Here is a 19,450-nt window from a genome sequence, read left to right as displayed (position 1 = left end):
GTTCCCTTGTGCCCTGTTTCCTTGTCAGTGGCAAGGGGTACTCTTCTTCCTATGCGGGGGAGCAATGGGGCTACATCCCGCTATTGCAGGATGTAGGGGACAAGTTCATGTCAATCGAGCCACTCAGCTGGGGACGTGGGTCAACACCTCAGGGTGATGGGCTGGCCACGGGATCCTCCGCAGCGCCGGAGGGCCGGCAATGGTCCGTGCCGGCACGAAGTGCCAACCTTGACGCCGTCCGCACAGCGTTGACAAGCGAAAACTCCTTCGGAGCGGTCATCACAGGCGCCCGCGGGGTGGGGAAGTCCTCCCTGGCCAGGGCGGCAGTCGCCGACTTGGGCCCGGACATCTGGTCGCTGCAGCTCCGGAGCGCACCCTCGGGCTCCAATACCCCGTATGGCTGCCTCTCCTTCCTCCTGGCCCGGTTGCCGCAGGCCTACATGGGTTCACCCACTGCCATCCTGCGCGGGATCACCTCCCTGATCCGCAGCGATGCGGCGGGCAGGCCCTGCATCATCACGCTGGACACCTCCGGCACTGTCGACGACATGAGTGCCGGCGTGCTGTTGAACGTGTTGCTGACCGGCACGGCAAGGATCATCGCCGTCGCTCCCAAAGCCAGTGACCTGCCGGCGGATTTCCACTGGCTCCTGACGGACCGCAAGCTCACCGAAGTCAGGCTCAGCAACCTCAACGAATTGCAGACCCGGCAGGTCCTGCTGTCCCTGCTGGGGCACCGCGTCGCATCGTCCCTGGTCACCACCTACCACCAGATGGTGGGCGGCAACCCCCTGCTGCTCAAAGCCCTGGTTACCGAGCAACAGCTTTCCGGGAACCTCGTGCTGTCCGAATCCGTCTGGACGCTCCGGGACAAGGTGGTGCTCGACGGCGCCGCGAGCCTGGATGACATCGTCAGGTCGCGCTGGACAAGGGAAACACCGGAGACCCGCGAAGTCATTGAAATGTTGTCCTGCGCCCGCCGGGTAGAACTGTCCCGGCTGACTGCCATCTATGGCGCCGACGTCGTGGCGGACATGGAGGACGCCGGGCTGCTCGAGATCGACGACTCCGAGTACCGCTGGGTGTCGCTGCGGGAGAAGTACATTGGCGACGTCGTCAGGACCTGGCTGAGCATTTCCCGGCGGCGGGAGCTCCGCTCCGTGCTGCTGGGCGGCGAGGAGCCCGACCCCGCGGCCATGACCGTCGATGAACTGATGTCGTTCGCCGCGTGGACCCATGAATGCGAGGCGGAACTCAGCCCGGCACTGGCGCTTGCGGCCGCCCAGGCCGCCGTCCAGCTCTTCGACCCCCGGTTCGCGTTGACCTATGCGGAGATGATCCAGCGGACGGATGCCTTGTGGGCATCCGCGCAGCGGCAAAAGGCCGCCGCGTACCTGCAGCTGGACATGGCGGTCCAGGCCCTGGCCGCCCTTGAGGACATTACCCAACCTGAACTTGAGGCCCTCGACCTCGAAGAGTACGCCCAGGTGGTGGCCGCCAAGGCGCGGGTCATGCTCTGCCTTCCGGAACGGTCCGGCTCGGTCGGGGAGCTCTTCGCCTCGGCCCGCGAACGCCTGGCCACTGCGGGAGACCACCAGGACTGGCCTGCTCCTGCCGCGGTGGCGGCCAACCGCATTTCGCTGAGCGAATTCGAGTACCAGGCGCACGCGGGAAGGTACGCCGCCATGATTCCCGACCTTGAGCGGGCCGTTGACCCAGCCGCCAACCCTGACACCGGCTACCGGCTCCAGTGCGCCATCATCCTGATGAGCGCCCTGGCCATGACGGGCCGGGAGATGGATGCCCTGGGCCTCGTGCGCCAGATCGGTGGCCAACTCAGCGATGCCTCGCACATTGTGGGCCTGCGGGAACGGTACACGCGGGAGGCCTACTTCGTTCTTTTGATGGCCGGCCAGTGGCGGCGCTGCATTGACCTCATGGCCCCGTTCAGCGCCGGCCAGCCCTTCCGGCTTCCTTACCGCAGCGCGGCCACGGAAATCGCTGCCGGAATAGCTTTCGCGTTTTCCGGCCGGGGCGAAGCTGCCCTGGAACCCCTGATTTCTGCCGCAGCGCAGCTGGAGCTGCAACCGGTCCAGGGTGCGCTGCGCACCGCGTACGCGGCCACGGCCCTGGCCTACGCCCAGACCGGAAACGCCGCGCTGTCACGCAAGTACCTGACGAAAGTCCAGCGGATGCCCGGCAGGTCAGGGTTTGCCGTGGAGAGCATCATCGAGTTCTGCACACTCGTGGCCGGACGGTGGCTGGGCGACTCCGACGCCGTCACCAGCCTCAAGCAGGGGGCCCGCGCGAACGCAGAAGCGGGCCGGTATGCCATGGCCGGGATCTACCTGCTGGCGGCAACGGTGAACGGCAGCGATGCCGACTTCCGCTTCCTGGAGGAGATCGCGGGCCACCGGCAAGGCCCGCTGGCCGAAGTATCCCGGCTGATCGCCGTGGGAAGCCGGACAAAGGACGCCAAGGCGCTGCTCGCCGGCGGCGAACTCGCGGCCACCCTGGAACTCGACGCCGTCGAAGCCCGCTGCATGGCACTGGCGGTGGACTTTGCGCGCCAGGACGGGGATGCCCTGTCGGCCCGGACCGCGCAGGCACGGCTGGACATCCTGGCCGCCACGGTAGCCAACCTCCCCATCGTGCCCAGCAGCGGCAGCCCGCTGTTGACCAGCCGTGAGCGGCAGATTGCACGAATGGCCGGCAGGGGTGCCTCAAACCGTGACATCGCCCTGGAAATGGGTGTCTCAGTCCGCACCGTCGAAGGCCACCTGTACCAGGTGTTCACCAAGCTGGGCGTAACTTCAAGGGGTGATCTGACTGGACTCGTCTAATGGCCACAAACCCACATCTGCCCATCGGCTCCTGACCGGACGGCGGGAGCCCGTGGACCGGATCTGCAACCTGGTGCGCAATGGCACCAGCCATGCGGTCTTCGTCATGGCAGGCCCGGGGATTGGAAAATCGGCGGTGACCGACGCCGTCACCGAACGGCTCGCCGGGCACCTGAACGTGGTGCGCATCCATGCCAGTTCCGCGCTCTCCGGGGTGCCCTTCGGGGTCCTGACCCCCTATACCGGGGAACTCACGGCTGAGGAGTCGGTCTCGCCGGTGGCCGTGTTGCGGTCAATGTGGTCCTACTTTGAAAAGCTGAAAGCCGGTAACGGCTCGGCAGTCCTGCTCGCGGTGGACGACGCACATCACCTGGACAAGGCCTCGGCAGGGGTACTGGCTGAGCTGATTTCGGCGGGCTGGGCAACCGTGCTGGCGGCCGCGCGGCCCCGGCCCGGCCTTCCGCAGCCGCTGGAGCAGCTCTGGTACGACGGCCTTGCCGAGCGCGTCGATCTTCGGCCCCTGAACCGCGAGCAGATAGAGGAAGTCCTGGCCCACGTCCTGGACGGGACCGTTCCGGCTGCCACGGTGGACGCCATGTGGAGCGCTTCGAGCGGAAATCCACGGATCCTTGACGCCTTGCTGCATGACTCCGCGGAAGCCGGGGTACTGGCCAAACGCAACGGCATCTGGATCCTGCTCGGGGACCTTCCTGCCGACGGGCCCCGGCTGGCAGCGGTGGTTGCCAAAGACCACCTGCGCCGCGGACCCGAGGAACAGGAAGCCCTGAAGCTTATTGCCCTGGCCGGCCCGGTGGGCCGCAAGGTCATCGAAGACATCAGTGGGGCAGCGGTGGTCCGGTCCCTGCTGGACCAGCAGATGATCGTGGAGACCCCCGGCGTTCCCGCGGAACTTTACCTCTGGAACGCGCTCTTCGCCGGCGCCATCAGGAACACGGTATCGGTCTCCCGGAGCCTCCAGCTCTTGGAGAAGGTCAAGGCACACCAGGACCCCGGATTGCTGCAGGGGGAAGGCCGGCTCCGTTCGGTGGAATGGGCGCTGGAGTGTGGCCTCCGGGTCGGCGACGACGAGTTGCTGGCCGCCGCCAAAGTGGCGTTGCTCGCGTACCGCAACCACAGCGCGCGGTCCATCGCGGCCAAGATCCGCAACCCCGCCTTGATCCCCTTGGCCCAGGCGGTCCAGGCCCGGGCCCTGTATAACGAGGGCTCCTACCAGGAAGCAGCGGCCCTCCTGGACGAGTGCTGGCTCCCGCTGGCCGGGGACCCGCAAGGGCCGGCAGCCCTGGTGCTCCGGGTTTCGGCACACCAGGCCAATGGCCGGCTGCTGGCAGATGTAGCGGAGGACGTGGAGCGGGCCATCGCCCAATTCGGCCAGGATGGCAGCTGGCAGGCGGAGCTTCTGCAAGTGCTGCAGCTTGGGGCCGAGGTCAACGTCCAGGCACTTGGCGAGGAAGTCGACAGGATCAGGAAACGCGGCGCAGCGGGCTCCGGGGGAGAGCCGCTGCGTGCCCTGGCTGAGGCGCTCCTGGCCCATGCCCTGGCCGCTGCAGGGCGTCCCGTCCAGGGCTTGGATGCTGCCATGATGGCGGCGTCGGAGCTTCCTCCGCTCGAAGGCAGCCTGTTCTTCTTCCCTGAGTTCGTGCTGGGACGGCTGGTCTCCAACTACCTGGCCATGGGCGAATGGGAATCGGCCGAGCGGGAACTGAACGGCTACGCGGCAGGCCACGGCGCCAGTGCGGCCATTTTCGACGGGAGCCTGAACGTACTCCGCGGCTACTCCCTGCTTCGCCAGGGCCGGATGGAGCGGGCCTACCAGGTCCTGCTGCCCGCCGTGGAAGCCCTGAGGCTCAACGATCCGTTGCAGCTGTACCGGTTCGGTACAGCGCTGGGCTATTACGTGGCGGCCCGTCTCGGGGATGCTGAACAGGCAAGACGGCTGGAACAGGATCACAAGGACGCCTTCGCCGGCGGCCCCGCACATGACCTCCTGGCCGAGGCGTACGTGGCAGCGGGGGCAGAGTACACCGCCCGTGACGGCAAGGGGCTGGCTGCGTTGCAGACGCTCATGACGACGCCGGAGGCAGCCGCAAGGGCCGGCAACCTCCTCGAAGTCCTGGCCATGTGCTGGGACCTCGGGGACCCCTCGGTGATCCCCATGGTCCAGACGGTTGCCCGCGGCGTGGAAGGCCGCTGGGCGGAGGCGCTGCTGACCCTGGCCACGGCGTGGGAAAACGCCGACGGCGACACCCTGATGGCAACGGCTGCCTCGCTGGAGGAAGCAGCCTTTGTCAACCTGGCCCGGGAGGCTTATGCCCGTGCCAGCACGGTGCTGGAACAGGCAGGCGAACGCCGCCGGTCCCGGCAGGCGGTGGCCCAACGGGAAAAGTGCGACCACGAACTCGGCGAGCGCTTCCGCGAGGGACGCTTCATCGCCGCCGCACCCGCGGTCCACCTCACCCGCCGGGAGCAGGACATCGTCGAACTTGCCGTCCAGGGACTGACCGACCGGGAGATCGCCCAGCGCCTGATGGTGTCGGTGCGCACGGTGGAAGGGCACCTGTACCGTACTTACGTCAAGCTTGGCGTCCGCAGCCGCGATGAGCTGGAGACGGCCCTGCCCAAGTAGTCCCGGCCGCCCTTCCCCGGTACCTGCCCGCGACGGCCGCCGTCGGCCGCCCCCTCGCCGTTGGTGCCCTGCGGCGCCGTTTCCACGCGCCGTACGTCACCGCGCCGCGGGTGCCCTGTGACCGCCGTTCCGCTCGCGGCGGAACCACACCCCGGCCGCAGCATGCGCCTGTGCATGGCTACCTGGCCGCGGCCCGGTAGTGCACCCCCGAGGATTCGAGTACACCCTACTCGTGTACGGGAGGGCGCTACCGGATTTACTTAAGGAGGCAAAGCAAAGCGGCAGGCTGGAAGCCGCGGAGCAGCCGATCAGGACATTGAGGCCCCTCATATTTCCGGTCCCCACGGACCGGGCACAGACGGGGCCGGCGACGTCAGAGTCTTCTGAGACCGAGACTCTCCCCCCAGCCGTCGCCGGCCCTCTGCTCCCTCGGCCGAAGCCCGGGGCAGCGGTGGCGGCAGCCCCTCCGGGCGGCCGCCACAGCCGTGTTGTGGGACAATTGGGTGTCAAACATTGGCAGCCCAAGGAGTTCGTTTTGGCCGTAGTATCAACGCCAGCCACGCTGGAACGTGCCCTGCCGGCCATGGACAACGCGGAAGTGCTGCGCATCCGCAACGACTTCCCCGTGCTGAACCAGCTGGTCAACGGCCAGCCGCTGGTCTACCTTGACTCCGGCGCCACCTCGCAGAACCCGGTCAGCGTCATCGAAGCCGAACAGGAGTTCTACGAACAGCGCAATGCTGCCGTGCACCGCGGCGCACACCATCTTGCGGTGGAGGCCACCGAAGTCTTTGAGGATGCCCGGCAAACCATCGCCGACTTCATCGGGGCCGGCTATGAAGAGACCATCTGGACCTCGAACGCCACTGAGGGGCTGAACCTCATCAGCTACGCCCTGTCCAACGCCGCCCTTTGGGCTGCCCAAGGCCGCGGCGATCGCGGCCTGCGGGAACTGGCGCTGGGGCCCGGCGACGAGATCGTGGTGACGGAGATGGAGCACCACGCCAACCTTATTCCGTGGCAGGAGCTGGCTTTCCGTACCGGGGCGACGCTCCGGCATATTCCCATCGATGACGACGGCAGCCTGCGCATGGACGCTGCGGCCTCAGTCATCGGACCCCGGACAAAGGTCCTGGCCTTCACCCATGCCTCCAACGTGCTGGGCATCATCAACCCGGTGCAGGAATTGACGGCCCTGGGCCGCGCCGCCGGCGCCCTCGTGGTCCTGGACGCCTGCCAGTCCGCCCCGCACCTGCCCTTGAACGTCAAGAAACTGGACGTGGACTTCGCGGTCCTCTCGGGCCACAAAATGCTCGCCCCCACGGGCATCGGCGTGCTGTACGGACGGCAGGAACTGCTGGACATCCTGCCGCCGTTCCTGACCGGCGGATCCATGATCACCACCGTCACCATGGAGCGGGCAGAGTACCTGCCGGCACCACAACGCTTCGAAGCCGGTACCCAGCGCATCTCCCAGGCCGTGGCATTGGCCGCCGCGGCCAACTACCTCACCGAGACCGGGCTGGACCGGATCCACGCCTGGGAGTCCGAACTCGGCCAGCGCATGGTGGTGGGCCTTGAGGCCATTCCCGGTGTCAGGGTCCTTGGCCCGGCCGCAGGCAGGGAGCGGATCGGCCTTGCCGCGTTCGACGTCGAAGGCGTCCACGCCCACGACGTCGGGCAATTCCTGGACTCCCGCGGGATCGCCGTGCGCGTCGGGCACCACTGCGCCCAGCCGCTGCACCGGCGGCTGGGACTGACCGCCACCACCCGCGCCAGCGCCTACCTGTACAACACCACCGACGACGTGGACCGCTTCCTTGAAGCCGTGGCCGGCGTCAGGGCCTACTTCCGCGCCTAGCGGAGAACACGAAGGGTGACACCATGAGCCTCGACCAGTTGTACCAGCAGATCATCCTGGACCATTCCAAGGCCCGCCACGGCAGCGGGCTGGCCGCCACCGATGCCCCGGCCGGCGCGGCAACAGGCCAGTCCCACCAGCTCAACCCGGTATGCGGAGACGAAGTCACCCTGCGGCTGGCGGTGCAGGACGGCAAGGTGGTCCAGGTGGCGTGGGACGGAGCCGGTTGCTCCATTTCCATGGCCTCGGCGTCGGTTCTCTCCGAACTCGCCGACGGCATGACCGTTGCCGAACTGCACCAGGTGATCGAGAGCTTCCGCGAGGTGCTCCGCTCACGCGGCAAGGTCCAGGCCGATCCCGAACTGCTGGGGGACGCCGCTGCCTTCGAGGGGGTTGCCCGCTACGCGGCCCGGGTCAAGTGCGCCATGATCTCCTGGGTGGCGGCGGAGGACGCGCTCAACCAGGCGGCATAACCGCAGGGAACAGAACAGCCCGGGCCTTCCTCGTTCTGGAGGAAGGCCCGGGCTGTGTCATGCCGGAGCCGTGCTGCCGCGCGGAAGGGTCAGCCCAGCAGTCCCAGGACGCCGATGACTGCGGTGGCGAGTCCCAGCACCATGGAGATGCTGACCAGCACCACGTGCACGGTCAGGAATTTGGTGGCCTTGCCGGCAGTGTCGCGGGCACGGGGATCGTTCATGACCCGGCGCAGGAACTGCGGCCAGACCACCAGCGACCAGACGCCGGCGACAATCAGGACCAGCGCAGCGAAAACGGGCAGCTCCATGGACTAGTGGCTTTCCAGCCAGGCCTGCGCCTGCGTGGCCTGCAGGTTCAACGCCTTGGCCACCATGGGCTCGGCGGCATCGGCGATCTTGCCGCCCAGGAACGGAACGGAGGACTTCACGGCGCCCTCAAGCTCCACCCGGGTTCCACCGGCGTCGGCCACCAGCCGCTGCACGGCCGTGACATCCACCGGGGCGCCGGCGATCTTCAGCGAGATGTTGCTCTGGCGGGAGCCATCAGCGGCGGGGGCGTCCCAGTTTTCCACCTGGGTCACTTTGAGGTGCTCACCGACAAACTTGCGGGCAATCTCGGGCAGCCGGGTGGTGGGCAACGTCCGCACCGACGTGGCGCTGAACGCCCCGGCGGTGTCGCCGTCGACCTTGAAGGACTCCAGTTCGCCGCCCACCAGCCGGCTGACGTGGCGCTGGAAATCCTCGTTCACCAGCACAGCGGCAACGCTGTCAACGGAGTGCGGAAGGGTGGTGGTTGCGCTCAGCGCCATGGGTCCTCCTGGGACGTCGGGAAAGGATTTACGCCTCCAACATCCTACGGGGTCACCTCTGCGCGCTCCGCATCGGCCAGTTTTTGGGCTGCCGCGGTGATGTTCCGGGCCATGGCCGGGAAGATCAGGCTGTGGAAGGGAAGTACGGCCAGCCAGTAGAGCCGTCCGCTCAAACCCTTCGGGAAGAAAATGGCCCGCTGCCGGTACCGGCTGCCTCCGCCGTCCGGCTCCACGGAGAGCTCCAGCCAGGCACGGCCGGGCGCGCGCATTTCTGCCCGCAGCCGGAGCAGCCTGCCGCGGTCGATCCGCTCCACCCGCCACCAGTCCACCACCTCGCCGGCGGCCAAGGAGTGCGGGTGCCGGCGGCCCCGCAGCAGCCCGGCGCCGCCGGTCAATTTATCCAGCCAGCCCCGCACCTGCCAGGCCAAGGGCAGCGAGTACCAGCCGTTGCGGCCGCCGATCCCCTCGATGATGGTCCAGACGTGCGCCGGGTCCACGTCTCCGTGGAACGTCCGTTCGTCGATGTAGACCTTGTGCCCGGCCCACTCGGGGTCGCTGGGCAGCGGGTCTGAATCCGCGCCGGCGTTCGCCCACGTGGTCTCCACCTGGCCGTCCCGTTCCTTGCCCAGCGCCAAGGCCACCGCGGTGCGGTAGGGCGTGAGGCCGCCGTCGGGCTGCGGAATGAACTGGTCGATGTCGTGCTCGTTGGACACGGCGTCATGTTGCAACGACTGGACCAGGGGGACCGCCATGGACCATGGGATGGGGGTTGTCAGGGCCACCCACATGCCGGCCAGCTTGGGCGCCGGCACAGGCAGCGCCAACACCACCCGGTAAGGCAGGCCGGCCACGGCTGAGTACTCCTGCATCATCTTGGCGTAGGTCAGCACCTGCCGGCAGCCGATGTCGAAGGTCCGGTTGATGGGACCCTCCAGCGATGCCGCAGCCACCAGGTAATAGAGCACATCGCGGACGGCGATGGCTTCGATCCGGTTGCGCACCCAGCTTGGTGCGGGCATGAGGGGCAGGGTCTCGGACAGGTGCCGGATCATTTCGAAGGAAGCGGAGCCGGAACCGATCACCACGCCCGCCTGGTACACGATCGAATCCACCGGGCTGTCCAGGAAGACCTTGCCCACGGCCTCGCGTGAGCGCATGTGGGTGGACAGCTCCACCCCCTTCGGGTGCAGGCCGCCCAGGTAGACAATCCGGTGGACGCCCGCCGCCGTGGCAGCATCCGCCGCCGTCCGGGCCATCGCTTTTTCCTTCGCCTCGAAACCGGCCCCTGCCGCCATGGAGTGCACCAGGTAGTAGAAGACGTCGACGCCGGCAAGGGCTGCGCGGAGGGCGTCGCCGTCGTCAAGGCTGCTTTCCACCACGTCCACCTCGGTGCGCCAGGGCACACCGGCGATCTTGTCGGGGGAGCGGACCAGGACCTTGACCGTATGGCCCGCTTCCAGCAGCCGTGGCACGAGCCGGCCGCCGATGTACCCGGTGGCACCGGTGACAAGGACGGTCTTTGATGTAGGCCGGGCAGTCATTTCGCTCATACTGGCTCCTGTTCGTCCCTTGTGGTTCGGAGCGGCGGCTTGTCCGGACGGCTGCTCCGACGCCGAATGCGATGGCACTGCCAGCCTAGGCCCGCAATCGCGGGACTGCCATGTCGGTCCCGCGCGGTAGGCTGGAAGTTCCCCGGGATTCGCAGCGAATTTCGGGTTTTCGCGTTGCCTGCGATTTTGATGAACAGCACAGGAGCTACTGCCATGAGTCTTTCCGGCCAGTCCGCCGCCGGCACGTCCAGCACCGGCAAAACCCGCGCCGGCACGTCCGGCGCGGTCCCCACGCTGGATGGCCTGCGCCGTGCCTTGGAGCCGGACCGGACATTCGGCCGGGTCCGGGCCGAGGCCGCACGGGGCTTCGAGGTCCGTGGACAGGATTACCAGATCAGCGCCCCTGCGGGCTTGAGGCCCGTGCTGCTGGCGGAGATGGCAGACGGCCTGGCAGCAGCGGCGGACAGCGGTGAACCGGGCGTTGTGCTTGCCGTGACCGCCACGGGCAGGGAAGCCGAGGACCTCGCCGCGGCCCTGCGCGCGTACCTGCCGGCGGACACCGTGGCCGAGTTCCCCAGCTGGGAGACCCTTCCGCACGAGCGGCTCTCGCCGCGCTCGGATACCGTGGGCCGCCGGCTCTCGGTCCTTCGCCGCCTGGCCCATCCGGAAAGTTCGACGACGGCCCGGCTGCGCGTCGTCGTCGCGCCCGTCCGCGCCGTGGTCCAGCCGGTGGTGGCCGGCCTGGGGGACCTGGTTCCGGTCACGTTGAAAGTGGGCCAGGAGGTACCGTTTTCCGATGTGGTGAAGAGCCTCGCGGACGCTGCCTACGCCCGCGTGGACATGGTGACGCACCGGGGCGAATTTGCGGTCCGCGGTGGCATTATCGACGTCTTTCCGCCCACCGAGGACCACCCCATCCGGGTGGAGTTCTTCGGGGACGAAGTGGACCAGATGCGCTGGTTCGCCGTTGCCGACCAGCGATCGCTGTCTGCCCCGGGCATCCACCACCCCGCGGAACTGCATGCGCCGCCGTGCCGGGAAATCCTCATCACGCCGTCCGTGATGTCCCGCGCCGCCACGCTGAAGGCCCAGCTGCCGGCCGCGGCGGACATGCTCGAAAAGATTGCCGGCGGCATCGCCGTGGAAGGCATGGAATCCCTGGCCCCGGTGCTGGTGGACGCGATGGTGCCGTTCGTGGACCAGTTGCCCGCCGATTCCATCGCGGTGGTCATCGAACCCGAGAAGGTGCGCACCCGCGCCCACGACCTCGCCGCCACCAACGAGGAGTTCCTTGAGGCGGCCTGGTCCACGGCATCGGACGGCGGGACGGCGCCCCTGGACCTCAGCTCCCAGGCCAGCGCGGCGCTGCATTCGGCGAGCTTCCGGTCGCTGGCTGAAACCCGTGGCTCAGCCCTGGCGCACGGGGTCTCCTGGTGGTCCATTACCTCCCTGGCGCAGGACGCGGAGCTGCTTCCGGAGATCGACGTACTGAACCTGCATGCCCGCGAACCCCGCGGCTACCAGGGCGATGTGGCGGAAATGATGGAGTTCATCGGCTCGCACGTCCGCGACCAGTGGCGCATCGTGGTGGCTACCGAAGGACCCGGCCCGGCCCAGCGCCTGGCCGAGCTCTTCCATGACGCCGACATTCCGTGCGCCCGGGTGGACAGCCTGGACCACGAACCCCAGGCGGGCATCATCGAAGTGACCACCGCCGCCGTCGGCCGCGGGTTTGTCCTTGACGGGCTCAAACTGGGCCTGCTGACGGAGGCCGACCTCCTGGGCCGGACCTCCGCCGGATCAACCAAGGACATGCGGCGGATGCCCTCCAAGCGGCGCAATGCCGTCGACCCGCTGCAGCTCGTGGCCGGGGACCACGTGGTGCACGAACAGCACGGCATCGGCCGGTTCGTGGAACTGATCCAGCGGAAGGTGGCCGGCGGCGGTGACGGCGTGCGGGAGTACCTGGTGCTGGAGTACGCGCCGGCCAAGCGCGGGGCGCCCGGCGACCGCTTGTTCGTCCCCACGGACCAGCTCGACCAGGTGACCCGCTACGTGGGCGGTGACGCTCCCGTCCTGAGCAAGATGGGCGGCGCCGACTGGGCCAGCACCAAGTCCAAGGCCCGGAAGGCCGTCAAGGAAATCGCCGGTGAACTGATCCGGCTCTACTCAGCCCGGATGGCCTCCCGCGGGCACGCGTTCGCCCCGGATACGCCCTGGCAGCGGGAACTGGAGGAGGCCTTCCCGTACGTCGAGACCCCCGACCAGCTCACCACCATCAACGAGGTCAAGGCGGACATGGAACGGGAGATCCCCATGGACCGCCTGGTCTCCGGCGACGTCGGCTACGGCAAGACCGAGATTGCGGTGCGGGCGGCGTTCAAGGCTGTCCAGGACGGCAAGCAGGTGGCCGTGCTGGTGCCCACCACCCTGCTCGCGCAGCAGCACTATGAGACGTTCACCGAACGGTTCTCCGGCTTCCCGCTGCGGGTCAAGCCGCTGTCCCGCTTCCAGGCTGCCAAGGAGGCCAAGGAGACGGCCGAGGGCGTGAAGAACGGCACGGTGGACGTGGTGATCGGCACGCACCGGCTGCTCTCCAAGGATTTCGAGTTCAAGGACCTTGGCCTGGTGATCGTGGACGAGGAGCAGCGGTTCGGCGTCGAGCACAAGGAAGCGCTGAAGAAGATGCGCACCAACGTGGACGTCCTGGCCATGAGCGCCACCCCGATTCCGCGCACCCTGGAGATGTCCCTGACCGGCATCCGGGAAACGTCCACCCTGGCCACCCCGCCGGAGGAACGGCACCCGGTGCTGACCTATGTGGGCCCGTACACGGACAAGCAGACCTCCGCCGCGATCCGCCGCGAACTGATGCGCGAAGGACAGGTGTTCTTCGTCCACAACCGGGTGTCCACGATCGAACGCACCGCCGCGAAGATCCGCGAACTGGTGCCGGAGGCGCGCGTGGAGGTGGCGCACGGCAAGATGTCCGAGAGCCGGCTGGAGCAGATCATCGTGGACTTCTGGGAGAAGCGGTTCGATGTCCTGGTCTGCACCACCATCATCGAGACCGGGCTGGACATCTCCAACGCCAACACCCTGATCGTCGATGGCGCGGACAAGTACGGCCTGTCCCAGCTGCATCAGCTCCGCGGCCGGGTGGGCCGTGGCCGGGAGCGCGCCTACGCCTACTTCCTCTACCCCTCGGAAAAGCCGCTGGGCGAGGTGGCCCTGGAGCGGCTCAAAGCTGTGGCCGCGCACAACGAACTGGGCGCCGGCATGCAGCTGGCCATGAAGGACCTGGAGATCCGTGGCGCCGGCAACCTGCTGGGCGGTGAACAGTCCGGGCACATCCAGGGGGTGGGCTTCGACCTGTACATCCGCCTGGTGGGCGAGGCCGTGGCGGACTTCCGCGGCGAAGCCGAAGAGAAGGCTGCGGAGATGAAGATCGAACTGCCGGTCAACGCGCACCTGCCGCACGACTACGTCCCCGGCGAGCGGCTGCGCCTGGAGGCCTACCGGAAGCTCGCCTCCGCGGTCACCAACGAGGCCATCGACGAGGTCATGGCGGAACTCGTGGACCGTTACGGCGAACTGCCGCTCCCGGCGCAGAACCTCGTGGCCGTGGCCAGGTTCCGGGTGGGTGCACGCGAGGCCGGCCTGACCGACGTCGCGCTGCAGGGCAACTTCATCAAGTTTTCCCCGGCCACCCTGCCGGAATCCAAGGTGATGCGACTGAACCGCATGTACCCGGGCGCCCAATCCAAGCCCGCCCTGGACGCCGTCCTCATCCCCAAACCGAAAACCGCACGGATCGGCGGCCGGGACCTGCAGGACGCCGAGATCCTCGACTGGGCCAACGGCGTGATCCGGAACATCTTCTCCGATGCTCCCCTGACCGTCGGTTAGGGGATGATGGGAGGACACCACGCCGCGTCGGGAGCCGCGGCGTGGGTTGCTGTTGCGTCCACGGGACCGTACACACTGGGCTGGTATCCGCTGGATCCCACCGGCATCCTCATCGGCGGGATGGCGACGGCGGGCACGGCCCTGGTGTGCGACTGGGACCACCGCTCCAGCACGGTGGCGCACTCGCTCCCGCCGCTGTCCAATGTGATCGCGCGTGGCATCGAGAACGCCAGCGGCGGCCACCGGCAGGGCACGCATTCCATCGTGGGCGCCGCCCTGTTCGTGTTCCTGGCCGGCCTGGCATCTCAGGTCCATATGGACACCCCCTGGGGCCGCCTGTCCGTCGGCGCCGGGCTGCTGTGCATGTTCCTGATCAACATCGCGGCCAAGGCGCTGAAACTCTTTCCCAAGAGTGGATTCATCTCGAACTGGATTTTCGCCCTGGCGATGGCCGGCCTGGTCACGTTCTTCGCGCCGGACCAATGGACCTGGCTGCCCACCTCGATGCTGATCGGAGTGGTGGTCCATATTGTCGGCGACCTGGTCACCACCGGGGGAGTGCCGCTGCTGTGGCCGCTGGTCATCAGGCCACCCCGGCTGCTGCGCCGGCTGCCCCTGCTGCGGAACGTCTGGCGCCCCAACGGCGCCCTCTCGGTGCCCCTGCTGGGACGGGCGGGATCCAAGCGGGAGTGGCTGGTGCTGATCCCGGTCAGCGCCTACGCCATGGTGGGCATGTCCATGGCCGGCTGGGCCATCGCCAGGGACCACTGGGGCCCGGTGGCCGCCGCCGCGGGGGCTTGGATCAGGCAGTGGTTCTAGCAGCAGGAAGGCCTCGGGCAGCAGACAGCAAAGGACCCCGGACGGCGTGTCCGGGGTCCTTTGCTGTCTGCGTGGGGATCAGTGCTCGCCTGCGGAGTCAGACCGTCCGAGGATGGTCTGCGGGATCCAGAACGCCAGGGCGAACAGGACCAGGCACACCGCCATCGGCCAGGGGTTGTCCAGGCTGAGGAAGGACAGGGAGTAGATGGCGCCCAGGAACAGGGCGAAGCTGACCACGAAAAGGACAGCGCTGGTGGCCGTGTTGTTCTCGTTCTGCGGGGTGCGGACCATGTCCTGGTTAGACGTCGTGTCCCGGCTGGACGCGTTGATCTTGCTGGACATGTGTTCCTCCTCGGCCCCGCGGGGCTTGGTCTGTGGCGGCCGTCCGGTCCCGGTCAGTAAGCGGCTGAACCCTGTTCACCCTTGACGATGGCAATCCCGGAGCTGGCGCCGATTCGTGTTGCACCTGCAGCAATCATAGCCTGAGCGTCGGCCAGGGACCGTACACCGCCGGAGGCCTTGACCCCCACGTTCGGGCCCACGGCCTTGCGCATCAGCGCCACGTCTTCAACGGTGGCGCCGCCACCGTTGAAGCCTGTGGACGTCTTGACGAAGTCCGCGCCGGCCTCCACTGCCGCCTGGCAGGCCAGGACCTTTTGTTCGTCGGTCAGGAGCGCGGTTTCGATGATGACCTTCAGGATGGCGCCACCGGCGTGCACGGTCTCGGCCACGGCGGCGATGTCATCGGCCAGGGCGCCCTTGTCGCCTGCCCGGGCAGCGGCGATGTTGATCACCATATCCACCTCGTCAGCGCCGTCCAGTACCGCGCCGCGGGCCTCGAAGGACTTCACGTCCGTGGGGGTCGCCCCCAGCGGGAAGCCGACCACGGAGCAGGTGAGGACCCCTGAGCCCTTCAGCGCGGTGGTGACGGTCTTGACCCAGACAGGGTTGACGCAGACCGACTTGAACCCGTACTCGGCGGCCTCGGCGCAGACTTTCAGCACCTCGGCTTCCGAGGCTTCGGGCTTGAGCAGCGTGTGGTCGATGTAGGAGGCGATGTTCCCGTCACCGGCCGGTGTGGCGGTGCCTGCGTGAACGGTGGCTTCATTGCTCATGGATGGTCCTCTCGAGGGGCTTCGTGGGCCCGGCGCGTCGGTGACTCGTTGCTGAAACCATCTTGTCACAGCGCGCCGGGGCCGCACCGGCAGCCCGGTGGCGGACGCCGCGGGACAACCCCGGCCGGGCCGGTCAGGCGGCCACCTGCAGTGCCGGCACGGCGGCGGCGGACGGAACTGCGGTGGCAACGGCGGTCAGCAACTGGGTGGCGCAGGCCCCCGCCGCGGACGCGGCCGCCACCAGCAGGCCCAGCCGCACGCCGTCGAACGCCGCAGCATCACCGATGGCCCAAATGCCGGGGACCGACGTGCGGAAGTCGCGGCTGATCACGATGCCGCCGCCGGCGGCCGTCCGCACCCCGGCCGTGGCGGCGAGGCTGTCACGGGAGACCCGTTCCTCGGCCAGGACCACCAGGTCTCCGGTCATGCTGCTGCCGTCCTCGAAGACGACGGCGGAGGAGGCCAGGCCGGAAGCGGATCCGCCCGGAACAGCGGAAGGAACGACGGCGGCGGGCCGGGCCGTTGTGCGGATGGGCCGCACGCCTTTGGCCCGGAGGACGGCTTCGGCTTGTCCGGCGGCCGCGCCCGTGCCGACGAGGATGCCGACGGGCCTGCGTCCCAGTTCACGGGTGACTTCCTGGACGCCTTCGGCGATGCGCGGGGCGTCGTCGATGGTGGAGTAGCTCAGGCACTGGGCGGCGCCGTCCACGGGGCTGGCAGCGGGGGCGGAGCCGGTGGCGATGACCAGCTGGTCGTAGGCGAACTCCATGCCGTCGGCGGTGGCCACGGTGCGGTTGGCGGCGTCGATGTGGCTTGCGGGCTGGCCGAAGCGCACGGAAACCTGGGGCAGCATGGCCAGTTCCAGCAGTTCGGCGGGAGTGTCGTCCCGGTTGCTCAGTACGGTAATGCTTCCGGTGAAACGGGCGCGGTCCAGCTGCGCAACCAGGGCTTGGGCGGCCGGTCCGGCCCCGGCGATGACGATGCGGGTTGCCTCGGAGGTGGACGGGGAGGGTGCCGGAGCGGACATGTGCTGGCCCTTTCGCTGGTGGCCGTTAACCGGCCGGAACTTCGTGATGCACCCCAGCGTAGGGGCCTGCTTTTTCGGTTGTGTTACCCGTCCATTGCTGTTTCGGAGGGTGCTGTTCGCCAGTATTTACCGGCCGGTAACAGAACCCGTGACGCACCTCTCATCCGGGAGCCGGCGGACACATTCGGCCGCCCCCGGACTTCAAACGCGGATCCGGTAGCCCCGCTTCACCACGGTTTCGATGAGCTTGCCGTCCGGCAGCGACGACCGCAGCCGGCTCACGGTCATGTCCAGCGCGTGGACGGAACCACGGAGCTCCAGCAGGTCCGAAAGGGACTCGCGGGACAGGACCGCGCCCCCGGCACCGAGCAGCGCCCGCAGGAGCAGCAGCGGGGCGGGGGCCAGTTCCACCTGCCGGCCATCGATGCGAAGGCTGCGGCCCCGGAGCTCGATGTTTCCGGAGCGGGTGTCGAGCCGCCGGACGTGGTTCAATGCCAGGTGCTCGCACACCAGGCGGATGAGGGCTCCCATCCGGAACCGTTCCGGGATCAGCGGGGTCACCCCGGCGTCCAGCAGGGGCTGCGCCGTGACGGGACCCACCACCGCGGTAGTGACATTCAGTTTCAGGCTCTCCACCAGCTGCTTGTACAGGCCCATCTCGTGGGCCGTGCTCCACATCGCGTCCACCGCGGGGGCGCTGGTGAACGTGAGGACATCCAGGTTTCCGTTGCAGGCAGCCTCGATCAGCCGCGGCAGCTTGTCCTCGCCGTCGGGCTTGACCCAGCGGTAGGGCGTCACGGTCAGGACCGTGGCGCCGGACATCCGGAGCCGTTCGATCTGGCGGACGTCGGTGTAGCCGTGCAGCTGCATGGCGACGGTCTTGCCCCGGACGCCTTCGGTGAGCAGCATGTCCACCAGCGTGGCAGTGGTTTCGTCGCTGCTGATCCCGACGTCGGCGAGGCCGGCCGCACGCACGGCCCCGCGGGCCTTGGGTCCCCGGACGAACATCCGGCAGCTTCCCAGCGTTTCCAGCAGTTCGTCGCCGATTCCGAAGGAGTCAGCGGCCTCGCACCACCGGCGCATGCCGTAGGCGGTGGTGGCGATGCACAGGTCCGGTTTGGCGGCGATGATGGCCCTGGTGTCTTCGATCAGGCGCATGTCCTCCTGGACGGGGGCGATCTTCAGCGCCGGAGCATGCAGCACTTCGGCACCCCGTCGCTCCAGGGCCTCGATCAGGTCGCGTGACCGCCGGTCCGAGGTGACGCCGATGCGGAACCCCTCAAGCGGCGATTCCGCGGCATCTGTTGTTTCTTCAGCCTGCGTGGGTTCGGCCGGTGCAAGTGCAGTCATGGGGGTCAATCCTTTCATGATCCCAGCAGCGAGGCCGCCAGCATGTCCAGGTCGGCGGCGGCTCCGGCGTGCTGCCGGTTGGCTTCGGCCACCCGGACCACCTCACCGATCACCAGTACTGCGGGATTGCTGCAGCCGGCAGCGGCGGAGGTGATGGTGCCCAGGTTTGCGATGGTGGTGCGCTGGCCGGGCCGGTAGCCCCGCTCCACCACGGCCATGGGCATGTCCGGGCGCATCCCGGCGCGGCGCAAGCCCGCTGCCAGCTGGTGCAGGGTGCCAATGCCCATGAGCACCACAATGGTCCCGCCCAGGCCGGCCAGGTGGTGGTGCTCCTTCTCCGTCAGCGGCGCGTGTCCGGAGACCACGGTGAACATGTGGCTGACCTCGCGGTGGGTGACCGGGATGCCTGCCGCGGCCGGGACCGAGATGGCGCTGGTAACGCCGGAGATGACGTGCACTTTGACACCGGCGGCCACGCACGCGGCAACTTCCTCCCCGCCCCGACCGAAGACGTAGGGGTCCCCGCCCTTGAGGCGCACCACGTTGTTGCCGGCCAGGGCGCTTTCGACCATCAGTTTTTCAATGTCCGACTGGCTGACTTTGTGGTGGCCCGGTTTCTTTCCGACGTCCACCAGCTCCGCGGAGGTCAGCCGCGGCAGCTCCTGGTACGGGGCCAGCCGGTCGTAGAAGACGACGTCGGCGTCCCGGAGCGCCTTGACGGCAGCCACGGTGAGCAGGTCGCCCGTGCCGGGGCCGCCGCCCACCAGGGTGACGTGGCCGGCCGGGCCGGCGGCGGGCTCGGCAGCGACCGGGATGCCGGCGTTCCGGCAGCGGTCAAGGAAAGCGCCCCAGCCGTTCTGTCCGTCCTCGACGGCGGCGACCAGGAACAGCCGCTCCGGCACGTGGACGAGCCGCGCCTCTTCGGGGCTGCCAACGCGGTGGACGACGGCGCCCGCGGCTTCGTACCGCCGCACCGCCTGCCGCGCGGCATCCGGGGCGCCGGCCACCAGGACGTTCCGGCCGGTGAGGTCGATACTGAGCTGCATG

General features: G+C 68.3%; 14 protein-coding genes. 6 read left to right on the top strand and 8 right to left on the bottom strand.

What is annotated here, in order from left to right:
* Positions 1–107: 107 nt before the first annotated feature.
* The 4 genes from AC4EEO_RS12900 (at position 108) to sufU (ending at position 7,821) form a co-directional block, all read left to right on the top strand.
* A complete protein-coding gene (locus AC4EEO_RS12900; protein WP_491338985.1) occupies positions 108–2,843 on the top strand; it encodes a helix-turn-helix transcriptional regulator in 2,736 nt (911 codons plus the stop codon).
* A 52-nt stretch (positions 2,844–2,895) separates the two neighbouring features.
* A complete protein-coding gene (locus AC4EEO_RS12895; protein ID WP_491338984.1) occupies positions 2,896–5,487 on the top strand; it encodes a LuxR C-terminal-related transcriptional regulator in 2,592 nt (863 codons plus the stop codon).
* Positions 5,488–6,022: 535 nt separating this feature from the next.
* Complete coding sequence (locus AC4EEO_RS12890) at positions 6,023–7,348, top strand: SufS family cysteine desulfurase (protein ID WP_018762963.1); 1,326 nt, start codon at positions 6,023–6,025, stop codon at positions 7,346–7,348.
* Positions 7,349–7,371: 23 nt separating this feature from the next.
* Complete coding sequence (gene sufU / locus AC4EEO_RS12885) at positions 7,372–7,821, top strand: Fe-S cluster assembly sulfur transfer protein SufU (RefSeq protein WP_018762964.1); 450 nt, start codon at positions 7,372–7,374, stop codon at positions 7,819–7,821.
* 89 nt (positions 7,822–7,910) lie between these two features.
* On the opposite strand, the gene AC4EEO_RS12880 is transcribed toward sufU, so the two are convergent.
* The 3 genes from AC4EEO_RS12880 to AC4EEO_RS12870 are packed head-to-tail and all read right to left on the bottom strand — an operon-like array spanning position 7,911 to position 10,183.
* On the bottom strand, positions 7,911–8,132 hold the full coding sequence (locus AC4EEO_RS12880) for an SCO4848 family membrane protein (protein WP_018762965.1): 222 nt from the start codon (positions 8,130–8,132) through the stop codon (positions 7,911–7,913).
* A gap of 3 nt (positions 8,133–8,135) precedes the next feature.
* A complete protein-coding gene (locus AC4EEO_RS12875) occupies positions 8,136–8,633 on the bottom strand; it encodes a DUF2505 domain-containing protein (RefSeq protein ID WP_018762966.1) in 498 nt (165 codons plus the stop codon).
* Between the two features lie 44 nt (positions 8,634–8,677).
* Positions 8,678–10,183, bottom strand: a complete 1,506-nt coding sequence (locus tag AC4EEO_RS12870; RefSeq protein WP_133832160.1) for an SDR family oxidoreductase — start codon at positions 10,181–10,183, stop codon at positions 8,678–8,680.
* A 213-nt stretch (positions 10,184–10,396) separates the two neighbouring features.
* On the opposite strand from AC4EEO_RS12870, the gene mfd reads away from it, so the two are divergent.
* Positions 10,397–14,092: a transcription-repair coupling factor gene (mfd, locus tag AC4EEO_RS12865; RefSeq protein ID WP_243835492.1), complete on the top strand. Its 3,696-nt coding sequence runs from the start codon at positions 10,397–10,399 to the stop codon at positions 14,090–14,092.
* 3 nt (positions 14,093–14,095) lie between these two features.
* A complete protein-coding gene (locus tag AC4EEO_RS12860) occupies positions 14,096–14,911 on the top strand; it encodes a metal-dependent hydrolase (RefSeq protein WP_491329591.1) in 816 nt (271 codons plus the stop codon).
* 78 nt (positions 14,912–14,989) lie between these two features.
* Here the strand turns inward: AC4EEO_RS12860 and AC4EEO_RS12855 are convergent, their stop codons facing one another.
* The 5 genes from AC4EEO_RS12855 to cobA all read right to left on the bottom strand — a co-directional run bounded on the left by AC4EEO_RS12855 (position 14,990) and on the right by cobA (position 19,449).
* Complete coding sequence (locus AC4EEO_RS12855; protein ID WP_018762970.1) at positions 14,990–15,253, bottom strand: hypothetical protein; 264 nt, start codon at positions 15,251–15,253, stop codon at positions 14,990–14,992.
* 53 nt (positions 15,254–15,306) lie between these two features.
* Positions 15,307–16,026 (bottom strand): deoxyribose-phosphate aldolase, encoded by a 720-nt coding sequence (deoC, locus tag AC4EEO_RS12850; protein WP_133832162.1) that lies wholly within the window; start codon positions 16,024–16,026, stop codon positions 15,307–15,309.
* Between the two features lie 133 nt (positions 16,027–16,159).
* Entirely contained in the window at positions 16,160–17,053 is an 894-nt protein-coding gene (locus AC4EEO_RS12845) for an FAD-dependent oxidoreductase (protein WP_491329592.1), read from the bottom strand.
* Positions 17,054–17,254: 201 nt separating this feature from the next.
* Entirely contained in the window at positions 17,255–18,403 is a 1,149-nt protein-coding gene (locus AC4EEO_RS12840) for a uroporphyrinogen-III synthase (protein ID WP_018762973.1), read from the bottom strand.
* A gap of 14 nt (positions 18,404–18,417) precedes the next feature.
* The gene (cobA, locus tag AC4EEO_RS12835; protein WP_491329593.1) at positions 18,418–19,449 is read right to left on the bottom strand and encodes a uroporphyrinogen-III C-methyltransferase; all 1,032 of its coding nucleotides are present in this window, start codon (positions 19,447–19,449) and stop codon (positions 18,418–18,420) included.
* Position 19,450: the final 1 nt, after the last annotated feature.

The sequence above is a fragment of the Pseudarthrobacter sp. MOO13 genome (genome assembly GCF_058267655.1).
This window is presented reverse-complemented; position numbering and strand designations above follow the sequence as displayed.

Coding starts and splice junctions, on each gene's coding strand:
- AC4EEO_RS12900 (WP_491338985.1), top strand. CDS start 108: ATGTCAATCGAGCCACTCAGCTGGGGACGTGGGTCAACACCTCAGGGT.
- sufU (WP_018762964.1), top strand. CDS start 7,372: ATGAGCCTCGACCAGTTGTACCAGCAGATCATCCTGGACCATTCCAAG.
- AC4EEO_RS12880 (WP_018762965.1), bottom strand. CDS start 8,132: ATGGAGCTGCCCGTTTTCGCTGCGCTGGTCCTGATTGTCGCCGGCGTC.
- AC4EEO_RS12875 (WP_018762966.1), bottom strand. CDS start 8,633: ATGGCGCTGAGCGCAACCACCACCCTTCCGCACTCCGTTGACAGCGTT.
- AC4EEO_RS12870 (WP_133832160.1), bottom strand. CDS start 10,183: ATGAGCGAAATGACTGCCCGGCCTACATCAAAGACCGTCCTTGTCACC.
- mfd (WP_243835492.1), top strand. CDS start 10,397: ATGAGTCTTTCCGGCCAGTCCGCCGCCGGCACGTCCAGCACCGGCAAA.
- AC4EEO_RS12860 (WP_491329591.1), top strand. CDS start 14,096: ATGATGGGAGGACACCACGCCGCGTCGGGAGCCGCGGCGTGGGTTGCT.
- AC4EEO_RS12855 (WP_018762970.1), bottom strand. CDS start 15,253: ATGTCCAGCAAGATCAACGCGTCCAGCCGGGACACGACGTCTAACCAG.
- deoC (WP_133832162.1), bottom strand. CDS start 16,026: ATGAGCAATGAAGCCACCGTTCACGCAGGCACCGCCACACCGGCCGGT.
- AC4EEO_RS12845 (WP_491329592.1), bottom strand. CDS start 17,053: ATGTCCGCTCCGGCACCCTCCCCGTCCACCTCCGAGGCAACCCGCATC.
- AC4EEO_RS12840 (WP_018762973.1), bottom strand. CDS start 18,403: ATGACTGCACTTGCACCGGCCGAACCCACGCAGGCTGAAGAAACAACA.
- cobA (WP_491329593.1), bottom strand. CDS start 19,449: ATGCAGCTCAGTATCGACCTCACCGGCCGGAACGTCCTGGTGGCCGGC.